Source organism: Bacteriovorax sp. BSW11_IV, from assembly GCF_000447755.1.
In the GTDB taxonomy this organism is placed as follows: Bacteria; Bdellovibrionota; Bacteriovoracia; order Bacteriovoracales; family Bacteriovoracaceae; genus BSW11-IV.
This window is the reverse complement of the sequence record NZ_AUNE01000033.1, coordinates 23,614-43,507: the sequence shown is the minus strand read 5'-3', so window position 1 is coordinate 43,507 and position 19,894 is coordinate 23,614. Positions and strand designations below refer to the sequence as shown.

Annotated in this window: 11 protein-coding genes; 2 read left to right on the top strand and 9 right to left on the bottom strand. The window is 39.2% G+C overall.

Annotated features, from left to right (window positions below; genetic code table 11):
* Positions 1-125 precede the first annotated feature (125 nt).
* Together M899_RS09365 and M899_RS17730 are read right to left on the bottom strand one after the other, a co-directional pair.
* A complete protein-coding gene (locus M899_RS09365) occupies positions 126-3,944 on the bottom strand; it encodes a tail fiber domain-containing protein (protein WP_021271193.1) in 3,819 nt (1,272 codons plus the stop codon).
* 150 nt (positions 3,945-4,094) lie between these two features.
* Positions 4,095-11,822, bottom strand: coding sequence for a beta strand repeat-containing protein (locus M899_RS17730; RefSeq protein ID WP_021271202.1), 7,728 nt, complete (start codon positions 11,820-11,822; stop codon positions 4,095-4,097).
* A gap of 314 nt (positions 11,823-12,136) precedes the next feature.
* Between M899_RS17730 and M899_RS09355 the strand changes: the two genes are divergently transcribed.
* Both M899_RS09355 and M899_RS09350 read left to right on the top strand, forming a co-directional pair.
* Positions 12,137-12,745, top strand: coding sequence for a DedA family protein (locus M899_RS09355; protein ID WP_021271176.1), 609 nt, complete (start codon positions 12,137-12,139; stop codon positions 12,743-12,745).
* Between the two features lie 145 nt (positions 12,746-12,890).
* On the top strand, positions 12,891-13,214 hold the full coding sequence (locus M899_RS09350) for a hypothetical protein (RefSeq protein ID WP_021271170.1): 324 nt from the start codon (positions 12,891-12,893) through the stop codon (positions 13,212-13,214).
* Here M899_RS09350 and M899_RS09345 read toward each other — a convergent pair.
* The 7 genes from M899_RS09345 to M899_RS17725 all read right to left on the bottom strand — a co-directional run bounded on the left by M899_RS09345 (position 13,209) and on the right by M899_RS17725 (position 19,873).
* Positions 13,209-13,778, bottom strand: a complete 570-nt coding sequence (locus M899_RS09345; protein WP_021271197.1) for a PilZ domain-containing protein — start codon at positions 13,776-13,778, stop codon at positions 13,209-13,211. The genes M899_RS09350 and M899_RS09345 overlap by 6 nt on opposite strands.
* Positions 13,775-15,085, bottom strand: coding sequence for a PhoH family protein (locus tag M899_RS09340; protein WP_021271204.1), 1,311 nt, complete (start codon positions 15,083-15,085; stop codon positions 13,775-13,777). Before M899_RS09340 ends, M899_RS09345 begins: the two co-directional genes overlap by 4 nt.
* Before the next feature lie 252 nt (positions 15,086-15,337).
* Positions 15,338-16,477: a hypothetical protein gene (locus M899_RS09335; RefSeq protein ID WP_021271184.1), complete on the bottom strand. Its 1,140-nt coding sequence runs from the start codon at positions 16,475-16,477 to the stop codon at positions 15,338-15,340.
* On the bottom strand, positions 16,474-17,430 hold the full coding sequence (locus M899_RS09330; RefSeq protein WP_021271200.1) for a hypothetical protein: 957 nt from the start codon (positions 17,428-17,430) through the stop codon (positions 16,474-16,476). The genes M899_RS09335 and M899_RS09330 overlap by 4 nt, the downstream gene beginning before the upstream one ends.
* 72 nt (positions 17,431-17,502) lie before the next feature.
* Entirely contained in the window at positions 17,503-18,720 is a 1,218-nt protein-coding gene (locus M899_RS09325) for a pyridoxal phosphate-dependent aminotransferase (protein WP_021271198.1), read from the bottom strand.
* The gene (coaD, locus tag M899_RS09320) at positions 18,720-19,205 is read right to left on the bottom strand and encodes a pantetheine-phosphate adenylyltransferase (protein WP_021271192.1); all 486 of its coding nucleotides are present in this window, start codon (positions 19,203-19,205) and stop codon (positions 18,720-18,722) included. The genes M899_RS09325 and coaD overlap by 1 nt, the downstream gene beginning before the upstream one ends.
* Before the next feature lie 62 nt (positions 19,206-19,267).
* On the bottom strand, positions 19,268-19,873 hold the full coding sequence (locus M899_RS17725; RefSeq protein WP_021271199.1) for an RsmD family RNA methyltransferase: 606 nt from the start codon (positions 19,871-19,873) through the stop codon (positions 19,268-19,270).
* Between the last annotated feature and the right edge of the window lie 21 nt (positions 19,874-19,894).

Genomic DNA, 19,894 nt, shown 5'->3' with positions numbered 1-19,894 from the left:
GAAAATTAAAGCTCAATACTATAAGGCGACTTAGATCATTCAAGCCTTGTGGCAATTTTGTTACGCAATTTTTTGAGGCACTAATATGTCATTAGTGGACTGTTTCGATTCAGTACTTTTTAAAATTAGTTTTTCGAACAGATAGATAAGGACGGATTCGATTCACAGAGAGATTTCTCAAGAAGTTCAATTCTGTCTTTTAAGATTTGATTTTCTTCTTTTAAAGAGGCAATTTCGCGAGAATTATCTTCAACTTTTTCAGAGAGGCCATTGCTCATAAAAGTAAACATCTCTTTATTCAACTCAACTTTTTCGTTTAAATCTTTAATCGCATTGATTGCGGCCCAGTGAATAGGATCCACATTAAGTTCAAGATAGCCATCATCTCTTCTCTTTATCGCTTCAGGGATAATTTGCTCTACTTCTTGGGCAATAAATCCAATAATCTCTCGCTCACTATTAAGTCCAAGGGGATTATCTTTTTTATAATTAAATCGAACGGTATGAAGTTTCAAAACTTCGTCTAATCCATATTCATAGTCACCACGAATATCTTTTAAACGAATATCTGATGTACTCGTCCAGGCAGTTCCCGAAGAAAGACCAGCTGTACCTTCTACTTGAAAGTCATGTGTAGGATTTGTCGTCTTAACTCCAACATTACCATTCGTATGAACTCTCATGACTTCAGAATTACTCATCCCTAAAGTAACAGGTATACCAATCCCCTGTAAGGTCACTGTACCTGCAGGATATGGCCCAGGAACAGCAGGATTAACAAAGCCCATATATCCAACGTCTGAATTTTCATAGGCCCTAAAAGAAAAACCTGAAAGCCCCGAATCAGATGTGTTTCGAAATGTCGCCACAACATTTCCACTAACTCCACTTACGACACCAAGAGTTCCTGTTGTGGTCGTTACTGCTGATACGGCAGTCGCTTCAACAGTTCCAGCTACACTAAGGGCCGTATTTGGGCTCGTAACACCAATTCCTACTTTCCCATCTTCTGTAATTCTCATGGCCTCACTATCAAGAGGCTTAAAAATAATATGGGCCTCATCAGTGTCATTGGCCATAGTTCTAATTTTTAAACCTTGATAGTCGTACATCATTTGAAAATAATCTGTGGTAGGCTCCCATGAACGGTCCATGCGAAATGAACTATTCCACGAATCATCAGGTTCTCTAATATGGAATAAACTTGTTGGAGAATGAGAACCCACACCAATATAACCGTTATTTGCTATGGTCATTTTTTTTGAGGCCGTGGTTGTTCCATTTAAGATTGTAGAAAAATTTAAAGACGCCCCTTGTGCAGTAGTTGAAAATGTTTCACTGGCCTCTAAGTAAATTGATGCTCTATCAGGAGTAATTCTTCCTCCATAATCAAAAACATGTTCACCAACAAGTGTTCCAGCATTGATCGTTCCACTAGAACTTGTTCCCAACTCAGGGACGATAGATGTGTTGTTGTAATTTGTTACGTTTAATCTTTTATAAAAACTAATGGCATTTGAATTAAAGCGAGCATCTAATACTCCTGCGACACTAATACCGACTTGATCAGTTCCTGGTGAATAAATTCCTGTATTTGTATCTGTACCAAACATTATTGATGGGGCCGCAGCTGTTCCTCTTGAGATCCCAGTTAGAACTGGTGTTACACCAGTAGAAAGATCATGACACTTAGTACCTGTTTCATCACATAGTTCTTGAGCACGAACAGTGCCACCAATATCTAAAAGTGCATTTGGTGAAGTTGTTCCAATACCGACTCGACCATTAGTATTAACATAAACCCCACCACTACCATTGGAGTTTAAGTATATTGGAAGTAAACTGTCCCATCTCATGGCTCCTGCAGTTGCACCAAAATAAGAGTACTGTGTATCAGCAGAATCTTTAAATATGAGAGCTGATTGCGGATTTGAACCATAGGCCGTATCAGAATCTTTCATTTCAAAATAAGGTGTTGTTGAAGTTGATCTAATAGTTCCATCAACTTCTAGCTTCGCCGTCGGAGCACTCACTCCTACACCCATATTTCCATTATTCAAAATAGTTGCTTTTTCTGTTCCTGCCGTAACAAATAAAATATCTCCTGAACCATTTGAATCGCTATCGGCCGTAATCACAGCACTCGTCGTACTACTTGCACCCGTCGTACTAAGTCCAGTTAACTGTGAACCATCTCCAATAAATGCCGTGGCCTTGACATTACCTACAACTTCAATTTTCTCAGTTGGATTCGATAAACCGACACCTATTTTATCTTCAAAGTAGGCCTTCTTATGAATATTCATTCTTTGATCTGTTCCATTTAAAGAAAAAATATCATAAGTTGCATTAGAGTTATCCAACGAAGGATGGCCAATACTAAAAATCAAATCACCATAATCTGCCCATCTTATAGCGGCATAATCACTTTTATTATTTTCAAAACCTAAAACAGGAGAAGCTAAAACATCAGCGTTTCCTTTGGTAGTAATAAGTAAGTTTGGATGATTTTTATTATTTACAATGGTTCTTGTAATGGTCGATGTTGCTGCTCCATCACCAACTGCCACTCTTCCATTGTCATCAACATAAACCATATTATTAGGAGAGCTTCCTGAAGAAGCATAACTTAAATCACCACTAGGATCTGCACACACAAGAGCACCACTACTAGCGATTAAAAATTGATTATCAGTACAAGCAGTTGTGAACTCTTCGGCCTTTCTATTACTAACGGCTGAAATAGCAGTTGTATTCCCAGAAATATTTGTAGCGTTCGTTGATATACTTGTTGTATTTGCATTTATTGAAGAAACATTATTTGAGATTGCTGTCGTATTTGTTCCAACAGATGTAGATAGAGCAGAAATATCCACGCCATCAACAGTTCCAGGATTTACAATATTAGAACCGTTCATATCAATATGACCGGCCATTGTTCCACCATTAAGTCCAAGCTTGTTAGAAAGATCAGTTGTAAGCCCACTAATTTTTGATTGAGCAATTCCTGCAGCGTTATCTATATCTGCATTTGTAATTGTTCCATCTGCAATTTTATTAGTCGTGACAGCACCATCTTGTAATTGCGTTTCAGTAACTGAACCGGCACCTCCAGTTAAATCATCAGCAGGTACCCAATTAGTCCCATTGAACTTTAAAACTTTACCATTGGCATTACCAGTAAGATCAACTCCAGCGAGATCACTAATATTATAATCACCTGCCATTGGAACAATATCTCCAGGTCTTCCATTAAAACTTCTAACATAAGGGGCATTATCAATTTTTTCCCACTGCGAATCGACACTATTCCAAACGGCCCAATCACCAATGGCCCAGGAATTTATTCCATTTAAAGAAGTCGTACCGGCATTATTTACAATGTAATACTCTCCTGCTCCGGGAGTTAAAGTTGGAGCAGAACCTGAATTCGCATCCCAGTTTCCTGCGTAAACTAAACCTGATAAATCTTGTGGTCCCCAACTCGTTCCATCAAACATAAGAACTTGTCCAGAGATCGCGCCCATTGAATCCAGTTTTGCAGCAGTGACGACACCATCTTGTAATTCAAAAGTTAATGGGTATGTGGTGGCACCATAAGAATCTTTAATAAGTAATGAGAGAGCACCATTTAGGGGAATAACAAGATTGCCCATTGCCTTTGCAATAAGTGAGGTTGAACTCTGTGAATCAATTATAAGCTGTTCATCTAATCCTGAATTATTTTTGATACGAATCTCGGTTACAGAGCTAAGGCCCTCACCTAGAAGTGTTAGTTGATTATTTCTAATATCTGCATTTAGTAGAACGGCCTTTTGAGAACCTTTAGCACCATCTGAAGTGTTATGAATTTTAACTTGAATGTTTTTATTTCCAATACAGGACACTGAGATCATTATGATCAAAAAGATTTTTAAAAATGTCTCTAGTATTGCAATAAACATATCTGCCTTATTTTACCTTCTCCTGTCATTCATTTTCGGATACTTATGATAAAAAAATTAGCAGACCTTAATATCGGTCACTTATGTTAGCAATATCAATTTTGAAGTCCCAATTTAATGGAAAAAACCGACTAAAAATATAGTCATCGACTAGGGTATTACTGTGTAGTCAATTGTCCCACTAGAACCATAGCGTCCAGCATTGTCAGCAATTCCTCCAGTGACATCAGCGACTCCACTCCAAGAGTTCGTTGCACAACTTAGATGGATACGACCTCCACCTCCACCGGCCGCATACAAAGTTCCTGTACTTGAACCTCCAATCGCAGATAAATTTCCAGTGCCATCACATGAAAGTCCATCGAGATAAACAGAACCTCCTGCACCTCCACCACCGGCACTTCCACCAACAACCTCACCATCTTGACCATTCGAATTTATATTTGCATTGATCGCAATATGACCATCTGAAATCATTTTTATGACACCTCCACCTGCTCCACCGCTAGTGTCTGTATCTGTATCACTGGCACCGCCTGATCCTTCAGTGTCTGGCCGTAAAATATTTCCATAAGAAGCACCACCACTACTTGCGCAATACCCATCTCCTCCAGCACCACCATGGCCACCACCACCTCCTGGATTATTCCCCCCAGAACATGGTAAACCACCACCAAGACCAATTCCGGCCATAGCATAGTGGCCAGGAAGACCACCTTTATTAAAAGCACTAATTACTCCATCCACCGTGATATCACCGACAGCGTAAACATCAGGTAGAGATGCTTCGACTGCTCCTGCTAAATTAATCGTTGTTCCTGTATGAATTTTAGAAATCTTCTTACTTGAATAAATCAAACTTCCAACGCCAGATGAGAAGCTTCCAGATAAATCAAAACTAATGGCCGAGGAATTTCCATAGACTCTTAAATTTGTGCTTGGTGAAAGAGAGAAACTTCCCACTCCTGTGAAGTTTTGAACGCCCCCTAAGGTTCGATCAGAGCTAATAGTACATGTACTTGAGAAGTCTCCTGAATCACAAATCATATTTGGATCAGCAAGTGTTAAATAGAATGATCCTTCATCAACACCTCGATCTATACATTTCATGTCAACAACTCCGCCATATTGATAATTTCCAGCGGCATTTGTGGCATTAATCGCAATCCTACCCGCACCACCGCACGCAGACCAAGAAGCAGCAGGATTTCCCCCCTTAGCTGAAAGAGAACCATTACCAATAATTGACCCCGCAACTAACCAAATGGAACCTCCTGAACCTCCACTAGAGTGATCGGTACTAACATTTACACCATTGCCACCATTAGATAAAATTGATCCCGTGAAGTTTAGAGTATTTGTAACAGATAATTTTACAGCGCCTCCACCGGCCCCACCAAGAACAGAAGATTCTTTTCCTCCTGTTGAACCAAATTCTACTGGAGCAGTTTCATCTCCATAGAGATCTCCCGCTGTATTGGAATCATATCCTCTTCCTCCAAGACTTCCGTAACTAGCACCCCCACCAGAGTTATTTCCCCCTGATGAATTTTTACCAGCTCCTAAACCTGAAAGCCCAGAATGACCCATTTCAGAAACATCAATTGAACCTAGTAAGTTCATATTTCCTGATTGGAAATTATTCAAATTCATTTTTACTAGTGAGTTTGCTTCAAAGGTTGTTGTTCCTGTGACATTGAAATTGTATTTAAAATTTGAAATAGAAACTAAATTCTTATTTGCTTTTAAGGTGAAATCTCCGGCGACAGAAAATGTATTCGTATCATCATATAAAGTAGCACCTTCATTTAAAATGAGATCCCCTGCAAAAGAAAGTGCTGGAAGAACTTTTTTAGTGTTTAGCTCACATGAACTTGAGGAGTCTCCAATATCGCAAAACTGATCTTCTGAGTTAAATGAAATATTTAATGTTCCTTTTGAATTTGCAATTTTTCCCGTTCCGGCCAGTAATCCCACACTTCCATAAAAGTTGTATGGAGAACTTCCAAGCTCAATAGATATCCTACCAGCAGAGCCTGCCCCAGAGCTTGTTCCATAAGAATTTCCACCGGCGACACTTAATTTTCCAGAGCCAGAAAGTGAAGTTGTTGAAACTAGCCAGATAGAACCTCCGGCACCACCTCCACCTTCATATGAAGAGTTCCCACTCCCATTTCCACCTTCAGCTAAAATCTCTCCATCAATAGTTATAGACGGAGCAACGATCTTCACGATTCCTCCGCCGGCCCCACCATTGTATTTATTCGAACCACCTCCACCTGAGCCATAATCAGTTGGATTAGTTTCACTACCATATGACGGAGTTCCTCCAAGCGTAGAAGAATCTTGCCCATCTCCACCATCTCTAGCGTGAGCTCCACCACCTGCATCTTTTGTACTCGCTCCATTTCCTGGCGAAGTCCCTTTGCCATCTTGCCCACCAACTCCGCCAGCATATCCAAGCGCTGATGCATTGATTGTACTTCCTGCCTGTAAATTAAGAGAACTTGCTTCTAAAAGAGATAGATTTAAATTGATTGAACTTGCATTCTCCAAAGTGACAGCTCCATCAAAGAGCATTTCATATGTTGATAAATATTCGTATCGATTAATTGATGAGCCACCTCTCATTGTGAGGCTTCCTGTAAAGTCTAGACTACTTCCTGAATTACTTCCCATAATTGTCAGGCCACCCGTTGGAGTCAGTTCGAGATGATTACCAGTAAGCGCTAAATTACCACCAAGAGTTTTCGTCTTATTAATTGTACAAGTTGTCGAAAAATCTCCCGCATCACAAATTGAATTGATGCTCGCTAAGCTTAAATAATATGTACCATCTCCTCCCCAATCAGAAGAACCACGACCACCTAACGAACTAACTTCTCCGCCATAACCTAAATTTGTTCCATTAAAAAAGACGGCCACACGTCCACCACTTCCACCACCGCTACCAACACTTACAACATGACCATTTCCACCTTTTGCTGTAATTGAACCAGAACCTGTGAATGAATTGGCGACTTGTAACCACAGGGAGCCACCTGCCCCTGCACCTGCAACATACGATGCGGTATAAGCACAATCTGAGCCATTTGCCGAAAGCTCCCCATTAAGATTTATATCATTGGCGATAACCTTAATTGCACCACCACCATTTCCGCCTTTTAAAGAATAACCTGCTCCACCACCTGATCCATAAGTTATTGGCGCTAACATATCGCCATATATAACAGTTCCACCTGCGGTGGTTGCACCATTTCCATCCCCACCAACAGAAGCATGGCCACCGCCACCTCCTTCATTTCCGCCCGAAGCAAGACCTGGAGAAGGTCCTTCCCCGGCCTTTCCACCCAATCCACCGAGATAACCCATTCCCGATGCTGATATTTTTCCACCAGCATCAACAGTTAGCGTACCAACTTCAAGCAAACTGATATTAGATAAAATACTAGCGGTATTTTCTACGGTAAGATTTCCATCAACTTTGATTTCTAGATCACTTAAATATTCTGTATGAACAATAGATGAACCTGATTGCAACTGAAGATCACCGGTTAGATCCAATGAAAATCCTGTATTCGTTCCACTAACATCTAAAAGACCTGTTGATGTAAGCGTTATATTATTGCCGTTAAGAATTAGATTATGACCAAGATTTTTTTTCGAATTAATCACACATGTTGAAGTGAGATCACCACTATCACAAAGAGAATTACTATCTCCCAATGATAAATAGTATGTTCCATCTCCGCCAATTCTCCCAGAGTATCGTCCACCTAAAACAGACAGACTCCCATTAAAGGCAAAGCTTGATCCATTAAACTCAATTGCAAGCCGGCCACCACCGCCACCACCAGAAAGACCACCTGATTGGAAGCGTCCATATCCTCCGGCCACTGTCACCGTACCACTTCCATCAAAAGCGTTGGCAATTTGCAGCCATAAAGAACCACCGGCCCCACCGCCTGCGACATAAGCTGAAGTTGAAGTAATATCAATTCCTTTAGCGGAAAGTGTTCCGTTCACTGTTAAAGAGTTCGCAATTAATTTAATTGCTCCACCGCCGTTTCCTCCATCAGCATCCCAACATGCTCCTCCACCTGAACCAAATGTTACTGGAGCAGACTCGCTTCCATAGGGAGCATTTCCTCCGGCCAAACTACCATTTCCACCGTTGGCACCATGGGCACCACCACCAGCAGGGCTTGCAGAACTTGCAAGTCCAGGAGATGGTCCTTGTCCACTTTCACTTCTGTTTTTTCCACCGAGAAAACCAAGTCCTTCAGCACTAATAGAACCACCTGATTGAATATCAATAGCATTACCAGTTAATGAACTAAAATTTGCATTAATTGAACCACCACTTTCCACAGTGATATTTCCTGAAACAGTGAGTTTATTTAACTCTCCAACTCCACCTTTTAGCAATCCACCATTTTGAACAACGAGATTTCCACCAACGGTATATTCAAAATAAGGAACAAGATTTTGTGTATCATTTATATAACAAGTGGTGAGAACACTTCCTCCACCAGAGCATGCAATGTATGCATTTGTAACATCAACAACAACACTTCCTTCGGCGACGCTACGTCCGGCCTTAGAACTGATAGTTCCATAATAGTAAGCATCCGTTACTTTCAAATAAATATATCCACCAGAGCCGTTTCCATTTGAGGCCGAACTTCCTGATGCTCCACCATTTGTCGTAATCGCTCCTGTTCCCGATAAACTTGCCGCTTCAATCCATAAAGAACCTCCAGCACCACCACCAGAAATATCACTATTTACAGTTCCATTTAATCCGTTCGCAGAAAGTGTACCTGTGATTGAAAGTGCTCCCGATACAATGAGCTTAATAGCACCACCACCACTACCTCCAATTTGAGTTCCACCTGCTCCCCCTGCTGATCCATAAGTAACAGGGGCCGTGGCCGTACCATAAGATGGAGAACCAGCTGTCCCAGCATCACCTGCAAATCCATCAGTAGCATGGGCACCACCTCCACCATCATTGGCCGTTCCTTTTCCCGGAGAAGGACCTTCACCATCTAAAGATCCAGTTCCTCCAAGATAACCTTTGCCATTGGCATTAAAAGTTCCAGAAATATTTGCAGTCGCAATTGAAGATTCTGTGAGATTTGCAAGCCATGACCCATCAACAGTTAAAGTATTGGCCACAAGATTTGAAACAGATGTTTTTGGGTCCATAGAAAATGAACCACCAGTGTTAATAGAAAAATTTCCAGTGGGATTGTTAAACACAAACGTTGAATCAATCCCTTTAATATCAATTGCACCTGTAGCATCAATGACTAAATTTCCACTCGTAATGCTTGTATCACCGCCAATTGTTTTAGCTGTGCTAATTGTACAAGTCGAAGAGAAATCACCGCTATCGCAAAGTTGATTTATATTTGCTAGCTCAAGATAAAAAGTACCACTTGATCCTCTCGTACCGGAGCTCCCACCATTAATATCTATGGAGCCAGAGTAAACATAAGCTCCACTGTTTTGATAAATGGCCAATCGTCCTGCCGCACCTGCGCCAGTGATCTCGTTACCATCAACACCACCAGCACTTCCCCCGCCAACACTTATTGCACCAGAACCAGTGAATGAATTATTGACCTGAATCCATATTGAACCACCTGAACCACCAGCACCTTGATCACAACAAGAGTTTTCCCCTTGCCCACCTTTGGCAAAAATATTTCCGTTAACAATAAGATCATTCACAATAATTTTAACAACGCCACCACCGTGTCCACCAACTTCATCATCACCTGCGCCACCACCAGATCCGAAATCTACAGGTTCTTTCCTATCACCATAAACAGTAGTTCCCCCACTAGAGCGACCATTTCCTCCTGGTCCTGCATGTCCAGCACCTCCAGGATCAGCACTACTATTTGAATGCCCTTGACCACCAGAAGGCCCGTTTCCAGCAAGAGCTGGAGAAATTCCACCGAGATAACCAAGTGCTGAAACATTTATTTCACCACCTGCTTGAATATCTAATATCGTTGTTTCCAAGAATGATAAATTCGCAGCGATCTTTCCACCGCTTTCAATGGTTGTATTACCATCAACTTTTAAAATAATTTTTTCTAAATTGTTTGATGTAAGAGAGCCCCCGCTTTGCATAACGAGATTTCCAGGGACATAGATTACAGAATTACTTGCAAAATTTTGGACATCATTTACATAACAAGTCGTATTAACATCACCACCACCACTACATACCAATCCAGTACCACTTGAAATTGGTGCCAAAGTCGTAAAAGTCAAACTAACTCTTTCTAATTCAACATCAGAAGTATCAACATAGCATACTGTTAGCCCATATTGAGTTGAGGCCTTTAAAGAAGAGATTGTTTGTGTTGCGTTTGTATTACCAAAATCAATACCTGCAGAACAATCCGAAGGAGGTGTTGCCCCTTCTGCTATTTTATATGTAAAAGTTTTTAAGTTTGTAACATCTCCTATGCCATAAGAGATTGCGACATCAAAAGAATTAACTGTATCTGCATTTAAATTATAAATGAGACTTACGCGACTAAAGTCTCTTTGAACTGTCGTTGAAATATTACCTGCAACATCAGTTTGATCTATTGAAACAGTGATGGTTCCAACAGCTTGGGCGCTGAAATCAAAAGTATCAGACCAAACTCCTGAAGCACATGAAGTCGTTTTATTAACGACATCTCCTGAGACAGAAATGATACCATCTTCTGAACAAGTTCCAGAAAGAGTTGCAGAACTTAGAACTGATGAATTTGCAGCTGTTGAAAAATCAATGAGAGAAGGTGTCGTATCAATCGTTATTGAATCACTAATTGAATTCTCACTAATATTTCCGCCTATATCTGCAACCCATGTATATAAAGTTCTTGTTCCTTCTCCAGCTGTAAATGTATAAGAAGTCGGTTTTGTAGAAACCCACGCACTAGAAGCACAAGTTGATACATCCGAAGGTTTAGTCGTTTGCAATTCAGACAAACACCATCTTTTAGCATATGTGTCCGACGTTATCGCAGCGTTTACTGTTAAGCTATTTGAATAAGTTGTACTTGAAGAATCTGTATCCGATAAAGCAAGTGCAGGATCAGGTGTTACTGTATTTTTAGTTAGATTAATTGTCTGAGTACTTGCACTATTTCCCGCTTCATCATTAAGATCAATATCAAAAGTAATAGTTCCATTTGGTAATAAAGAAACATCGAGATCGACATTCCATACTCCTCCAGTACAAGTGGTAGTCGCATTAACAGAATTAGAAATAACGACATCTCCTCCCTCTTCTGAACAGGTACCAGAGAGAGTAAAACTCTCTTGATTTGAAATATCAATGATCGTGCTTGGAAGTGTAGTTACCGCACTCGTTGGTGAAGTTGTATCAAGGTTAATTGTAGCGACCACAGCAGTGGAAGCAATATTTCCATTCTCGTCAGCATACCAAACATATACTTCTCTAAGACCTTCACCTGGTGTAAAGGTAAAGTCTGTAGGTAGTGTTGTTGTCCACGCGCCAGAAGAACAAGTTGAAGTATCTGGTGGAAGTGTTACTTGTGTTTCAGAAATACACCATGAATCAATAGACCCCAAATCAGTAACTTCAATATCAACAGTTAATTCATTCGATATGTCACTATCCGAACTTGTTCGATCCTTTAGAACGACAAGAGGTGCAGTTGGTAGCGCTGGATCAGGAGCTTCACTGCCTCCACTTTGACTCACTTCAAAGGGTGTAATATCAACGAGAATTTTGTTTTCGTTACAAGATGGAAGCACAAGAATTGGAGCAAGCAGTATGAGGAATTTTACGACTCCTAATACTCTTCTTCTTAAATCTGAAATTCTCTTTTTTAACGTCAAAAATTATCCGTGTTTCATATTCTTAAACTAAGCGTTCTAAAAGTCTCAAATAACAAGAAACCTAAGTTCGCATTACTAAACCCCTATCGTTGATAGAATATATTATGTTTATAAAATGAATGTGTTTTTCGAAGCGTCAAATTACGTAATTTCAGTACTATAAATAAATTCACCTCAATTTTTCGTTCTCCCGACTTAAACACTAGGGCTAATTTGCAAACTTTTTGTAAGAAACGACAAAATTCATGCGCTGCCCTTTGTACTTTTTTGGCCTTTAACTAAAATGAAATGACACATCTAAATGGAGTATTGAGGTGGAATTTTTCACACAAATTATGGACTACATTCAGGCCAATGTTGCCATGGCCCCTTTCATTATTTTTGGTCTTTTATTCTTAGCTGGATTTAATATTCCCGTTTCAGAAGATGCCATGCTTTTTATTTCAGCGATTCTTGCCGCTAAAAATCCAGAGTACGCGACATCTTTATTTATTGGAGTTTTTGCTGGTGCCTATATTAGTGATCTCATTTGCTATGGACTCATGGGCCGCTACCTTGGAAATAAAATTTTTAAGATTAAATTTTTCGCAAGTATGGCACCGCCTGAGCGAATAGATAAGGTCACAAACTTCTACGCAAAATACGGAATCTGGACTTTGATCTTTGGTCGCTTCATTCCTTTTGGCGTGAGAAATGCCTTATTCCTAACTGCTGGTCTTGGAAAAATGAATGCGATAAAGTTCGCCATCTCAGATCTTATTGCTTGTACAATTTCATGTGTGAGCTTTTTTTATCTCTATTACACATACGGGGAAACAGTCATCAGCTACGTGAAACAGGCCAATACAGTCCTTTTTGCTCTGGCGCTGGCCATCGTTTCTGGCATCTTAATTCATAAGAAAAGGTCTCAAAACAAGGCGTAAGCACCTAAAATTGCGCCTTGTTCTTACAAATTCTTACATGTTCACAAAATCTGTGTAAATCTTTCCGGGCCTTCGTTCACAAATATTGCGAAAGCATTTTTGCCAGTGCATATACTTCACAAGCTTTGTGAACGATGGAGAATTTGTGAACCAACAACAATTCGAAAACAACGTAGTCTCTCTTGCTGCCTGGAAAAACACACGACCAGTAAGCAACAAAGAAAAAGAGTCTGTACGTGCTTATTTAAAACTACTGAGCTTCCACGAGCTCATTAATGAGACTCAAGAAGTAATAAAAGAGATTTCTGCTGGAAAGATCAATCAAGAGGTTGAGCTCATCTCAAGTGAGATTATTCATGAGATTGATCACAGGGCCTCAAGTGAAGGAAACTTGGCCTTAAAAGAAGCTTTGAAAGATATTAAGAAGAAGTTTGAAGCTAATATTATCCGCTTAAATGATCTATTATAGACTCTCTAAACTTTGGTAGTCGTGGAGTACTTTTAGACGCAGAAGAGATAGTTTTTCATCTTCATTATGTCCAAGAAGTCCTGCGACTTTTCTAATTAATTTAATATTATGATCGTTCTTAGTCTTTTGTTCAAAGAGACCTAAAAGAAAAATTGTATTCTTCGCCATTGTCCTTACATAAGACGCAATAAGTCCTTTTACAATTTCTGTTGGAAGTACAAACTGACATCCAATATTTTTAGTGAAAATCGCATCGAGTTCCGCTTTCTTATCAAACTGACGAACCATGCGTGCGCGAACGCGTAAAACATCCATTGGAAAATCTTTTACAGAAGCGGCCAAAAGTGTTTCATGTGAACAAGTTGAAAACTCTGGAAAGCGTGGCAAGCATAGCATTAAGGGAATAGCATTAATTTCCGGAATATGAGGGAGCTCAGTTAAAAGAATCCCCCCTTCCGAAATATTCGCAACTTTACAACGATGAACGTATTCGCCATCAACATAAAGTACGCCGGTATTTAAAGGGGCGCGAAGATGCGCCCTTCTAAAAGATTTTTCTGTCATAGGAATTTAGAAGCTGCCTCAGATAGAGCAGACCTTTCTCCGATTTTAAGCGTCGAGTGTCCGATAATATCTTCTGTCTTCAATCTTTCTACAACATAAGCAAGACCGTTGTTGATCTCATCCAAGTAAGGACTGTCGATCTGTTGAGGGTCACCAGTTAGAACAATTTTTGTTCCTTCCCCTGCTCTTGTAATAATTGTTTTTACTTCGTGAGGAGAAAGGTTTTGCGCCTCATCTACAATTAAATACTGACCTGGAATTGAACGACCACGAATATATGTAAGTGGTTCAATGTGAAGCAGTCCGTGTTCAATTAATGATTCATAAGATGAATTTGTTCCCGCTCTTCTTTGGTCAAATAGAAAATCCATGTTATCAAAAATTGGCTGCATCCATGGCGCTAACTTTTCGTTAACATCTCCAGGCAAATATCCTAAATCTCTTCCCATCGGTTGAATAGGTCTTGATACAAGAAGACGAGAATACTTTTCTTGGTTGATGGCCATTTCCAGACCAGCAGCAATTGCAAGAAGAGTCTTCCCTGTTCCCGCTTTACCTACAAGAGTAACGAGTTTTACTTCATCATTTAAAAGAGCATCAAGTGCAAATTGTTGTTCCATGTTCTTAGGATAGACTCCCCAAACACCTTCTCTCATTGGTATAAGAGGAACAGCTCCACCTTTTTGCTTTGAATAACGGCCAAGAGATCTTCTTCTGTCATTTCCAACTTCTTGAATAATAAGATACTCATTTGGATAAATGTCATCATCTTCAGGATTTTCAATTGGTAAAAATCTATTTTTTTCAAAATCTGAAAGATCAGCTGCACTTACTTCAAACACTCTGTGACCAGAGTAAAGTTCTTCAAGCTTAACGTCTTTTTTACCGTAATCTTCTGCCGTAATTCCGAGGATATCTGCTTTTAAGCGAAGGTTGATATCTTTAGTAATGAGGTGAACATCTAGGCCTTCATCCTTAAGAGAAAGAGCTGAAGCTAGAATTTTATTATCATTTAAAGATAAATCGATATGCTTGTGATTATTTCTTACTTCTCTATCTACAGAGATAATCAGTTTTCCACCAGCATCTAGATCAATCCCTTTGGCAACTGAACCTTTTTTTCTTAGATCGTCTACAATTCTAGAAAAATGTCTCGCATTTCTCCCATTCTCATTCTGATCTTTTTTAAAACGGTCAACTTCTTCGACGACAACAAGTGGGATAAAGACATCGTGCTCTTTGAACTTGAAAATTGCTGTTGGATCAAAAAGCAAAATGTTAGTGTCGATAACGAACGTTTTTTTCAATGAGACCTCCCGTTCATTCTTAGAGAAAAAAGGTCAAAGTAAAGAGACCCTGCTCTTTCATCAAATAAGAAATGAAGATTTACTGGATTTAATAATAAAGTTTTGAGGAAGAAAGCGATTTGGTTAATTGTTCTACCTTTGTTACCTGACTATTATATCAGGTGATTCGCTATACTCTTATATTGTAGATTAGGTTTACAAAATTTCAAGAAAACTTATGTTGAAATCAAAAAATAATATCCGACAAAAATGCTACAGATCAAGCTCGATATCGAGAAGACTTAGTTGTAATATTGCTCGTGAACCTTTTTCTTCGCGGTATTTTTCACCAAGCTCAACTCCATAAAACCCTGCAGTCAATTTTATTGGCCAAAGGTTTAATGAAACTCCATAGCTAGGATAACCTTGATTAAAGCCAGCAAGAAATTCAACATTAAAAATTCTAAAGCTTCCACCAACACCAATCATTCTCCTGTAATCTACAGGCTGATTAATAGAATGAAAATCTAAGGCCAAGCTCCACTCTATCAATTTAAAATTTTGCTTGGCTGATGCCCCTAGATTTATGGCCATATCTTGACGTGGAACAGACTCATCACTCACGCCAATTTTTCTAAATTTTGTATCTGCAACATCTAAAATACTTGCTGCCAAATGATACTCTGTCATTCCTGTCGAGATCGCATGATCTATACCAAGATCAAATCCCCAACCCTTTCCTTTTGCATATCCAAGGGCCTCACGAAGATCACTCACGTTTTCAACACCATTACTGACAGTATTTAAAATATCAGTACTGAATAAATCAAATTCACTATCAAGACCTTCACGCTTAATAAACTTCACACCTAGACCAACAGAAGTTCTATGTCCTGTTGAAACAATCTTTGAACCTTTCTTTCTTTTTGCGCCTTTTCCAAAACTAAACGCAAAACCTGTGGCAAAACCTTTGTCCAAACTATACTTAACATTCAAGGCCGGGTGAACGGCATTTCTTAAGACCAAACTTGTTGTCGAACTAGCAAAGAGAGAAATTGCAAAGAAAGGCATTTTAATAGTTGGAATACCATCTAAATGTAAATAGACAGGAAAACCTAAAAGCCTATCAGCAATTGCAGCGGTGTCACTAGAAGGGAAATTTTCAAAACGATCAAGTTCATCCAGTGCATTTGTTAAACCAATATTTGGATTTAGAGGAGTGATACTAACACTTTGATTTAAACCAAGTGCTGCTGGGTTATAGAACAAAGTATATTCATCATCATTTGCGAGTGCGGTATAGGCATCTCCCATAAGAAGAGCTCTTGGACTTCTTGCCAAATAAGTAATCTCTCCAGCGAATGTGGAGAGAGAACTAAAAATGAATAGAAGTAATAAAGAGTTTTTCATCATGTTTTCGAATGTAAAATGTCAAAGAACATTGCAAAGAAATATCTAAATGTATCTTCGTCAGTAATATCAGATTCACAAGTCACAGCACTTGTTTTGTCGAGGATATCTGTTCCCTTTCCTGCAAATGTCAAAGCTGCTGAGGCGGCCGTTTTAATAACATTTGGATCAAAGTCACCAAGCTCACTAAAATCTGTTCCTGAAGCTGAAGCAATAACTTCTGGGATAACGTCAATAAAGGCATTAATTAAAGCAACGCCTTCACAAGCATTAGTAAAATTCACTGTCCCCGGATCAAGATTTGGATGACCACTATCAGCGGCATTGTCACAACTTCCACCGCTTCCGCCCATAGCCGCAATCATTGCGGCATCATATTTCATGAAGCAGTCATTAACGTTTGTACCAGCACCTTTAATTCCTGTCGCTCCTGTATTTCCATAGAAGTACGAATATTGACCAAGATTAACCATCAAAAGAAACATTAAAAAAGAATGAATTTGTGCTGATTCTTTTGAAGTGAAACGAAGCTTTCTTAAGGCCGATGTCGGATCTGTACTTGTTGGAAATCCACCCGCAAATTTTAAAATATTCACCGCACGTTGAATATTTAAGTAGTCTTCTTGAGTTGGTGAATTCATTACATCGGATGTACTAAACAACGTAAAAGAACTTAAAAGAAAATTGGCATCAAGTTTTGGAAGATCATCAGTGAAAAAAACTGTTGTTTTATACCCTGCTTTGCAAGCATAGGCAGAGGCAAGAAGTTTTAAAAACTTAGCATTGTCATCTTGACTTGAAATGCCCGTCAATTTTGATAATGCAGAATCGCAATCTCCTCTCGTGAGATCAATTTCTGCTGAATTCAATTCAGATTGCACTTTTTCTTCATTGGTTTTTCCACAGGAAACAAGCAATGATAAAAAAGTAAGAATGGCCATTAGACGTCGTCGCATAACAGTGCTCCCGTCTAATAGTATGCCAGATTAAAAAAGTGATTTAAACAAGTGGCAACTGTGGCCACTTATTTATCGACAAAGGTAATCAACTATAATTTGAATGGCCTCTTTGAATGACTCTTTCTGTGAAACGAGTGAAATTCTCGCCGTATTTGCCATACCAAAGGCAATTCCGGGAACCATCGCTACCCCATGTTTTTCAAGAATATCTTCACAAATCTGACCAGAGTAGTCGGCCGTATCGTTTTCCGATGTTCTAAATTTTTTCATCACTGGAGTTTGCGAGAAATCAATCATGAAATAAAAAGCAGAAGAAGTTTGATACCAACATTTCGCCAAATTTGCTTCTTTAAGAGCATCGCGAACGATGGCCGAATTCTCTCTTAGGTGTTGTTTTATTGGGGCCAAAAAAGAGTCAATATGATCAAAATCAAAAGTCATTAGCGCTTTTTGAATCAAACTATTCGCACCAGAAGTTGTCTGTCCCTGCAGGTTTGCCATGGCCCCGATAAGTTCTTTCGTTGCAAATGTATAACCTATTCTTAGACCAGTACAAGCTAGATTTTTTGAAATTCCATCAACTATAACTGTTCTTTTCAAAAGTTCCGGATCATGTTGATAAAAGTATGTTGGTGTTGGATCATAGTAGCCAAGTTCATAGTAGATTTCATCGCTAATTACGATAACATCTTCATGCTTTTTAATCATGGCCGCAAAATCTTTCATCCACGCATCAGAGTAATGAGTCCCAGTAGGATTATTTGGACTATTAATGATAATCGCTTTTGTTTTCTTTGTAATTGCTTTCTCAATGGATTCAATTAAAGGAACGAAGGCATCATAGATTGTTGTTTCAACAAACACTGGAACACCATCATAAAGACGAATGAGTTCGGGATATGAAACCCAGTAAGGAGAGATAATAATCACTTCATCATCTTTATCAATCAATGATGCAAAGATATTACTCAAAGAGTGCTTTCCACCATTTGAGATAATGCAATCATACTCTACGTGATCAAGAGAAATATTTCTTGAAGTTTTAAAGTAATCGAGAAGTTTTTTTCTTAATTCTGGGTATCCAGGAACAGGACTATATTGATAACTTTTTAAAAAATCAGATTCACTTCTAATGGCATCTGTAAACTCTGTAAGCGGTCTAAAAGGAAGTTGACCGGCCGTTAGATTGTGCACTTTTCTCCCATCATTGGCCATTTGATTGGCCTTTGCATTGAGCTTTAGTGTCAAACTCTCCGTCACTCCAGATACACGTTTACTTAATTTCATTAAGACTCTCCAAGCTTTTTAACTAATCTTTCCAAGATTGCTTCAGGAACAAATTCACTTACATCACGACCGTGATTATAAATCTCTTTTACGAGTGATGATGAAATATAATAATTCTGCCCTTCTGTGACTAAGAATACTGTCTCAAGTTCTGGGTAGAGTTTATTATTCATACTCGCCATTTGAAATTCAAACTCGAAGTCCCCTGTCGGTCGAAGACCACGAATCAGGACCCCAATATTGTTATTTTTAGCGTAATCAACTAGCAGACCCGCCCAAGAATCAACTTTAACTTGGGGCTCATTTTTAAAATGATCTTTTAGCATTGCCACTCTTTCTTCTGCCGAGAAAAGAGGTTTCTTCGACGGAGAAACAGCAACAAGGACAGTAACCTCTTCAAATAAAGAAAGAGATCTTCTAAGGATATCATCATGCCCATTTGTAAACGGATCAAATGTTCCAGCATAGACGGCTTTTTTAATCATAAATAGGTCCTTAAATCTAAAAATGAGCTTAGTTAAATTTTAACAGAGAATAAATTTTTGTGCTACGAATGTTCTCGGCAATCATAAATGGCCACAAAACTTGTTCCTTGGCGGTAGAGCTTTTTAAACTCTTTATTTGTCAGAGAAAACAGCTCGGATTCTTTGACCCCTTTCTGGTCATCACTTTCAATCCAAACTTGGCCTTTAAACCAGTCTTTCTCAAACAATTCTTTAGCTATGGCCTCATAAAGAGAGCGGACTTCATAAGGGGGGTCAAAAAACAGTACACAGCTCTCTTTGCGCTCAATAGTATAATGGGAATATTGGGCCTCAAAATGAGAGATCCACTTCTCCGCTTTTTGAATAACGATCAAAACTTTTTCAGTATCGATGCCTGATTTCTCTAAACCTTGGAAGTTTCTTTTTAAGATCTGAGCAACTTTCTTATCACCCTCGATACAGATAACAGAGTTTGCACCACGACTTAGGGCCTCAGCAGATACGGCACCTGTTCCAGCACATACGTCTATGAAATGAATACCTTTCCAATTTTGATGGGCATCGAAAAGCTTGCGACGAAGCATCACAGAAGTTGGACGAACAGCATCGCCTTTGGGAACTTCGAGGGAGAGACCTTTGGCCTTTCCCCCCAAGATTTTTATACTCACAGAAAATCCTATTAATTAATT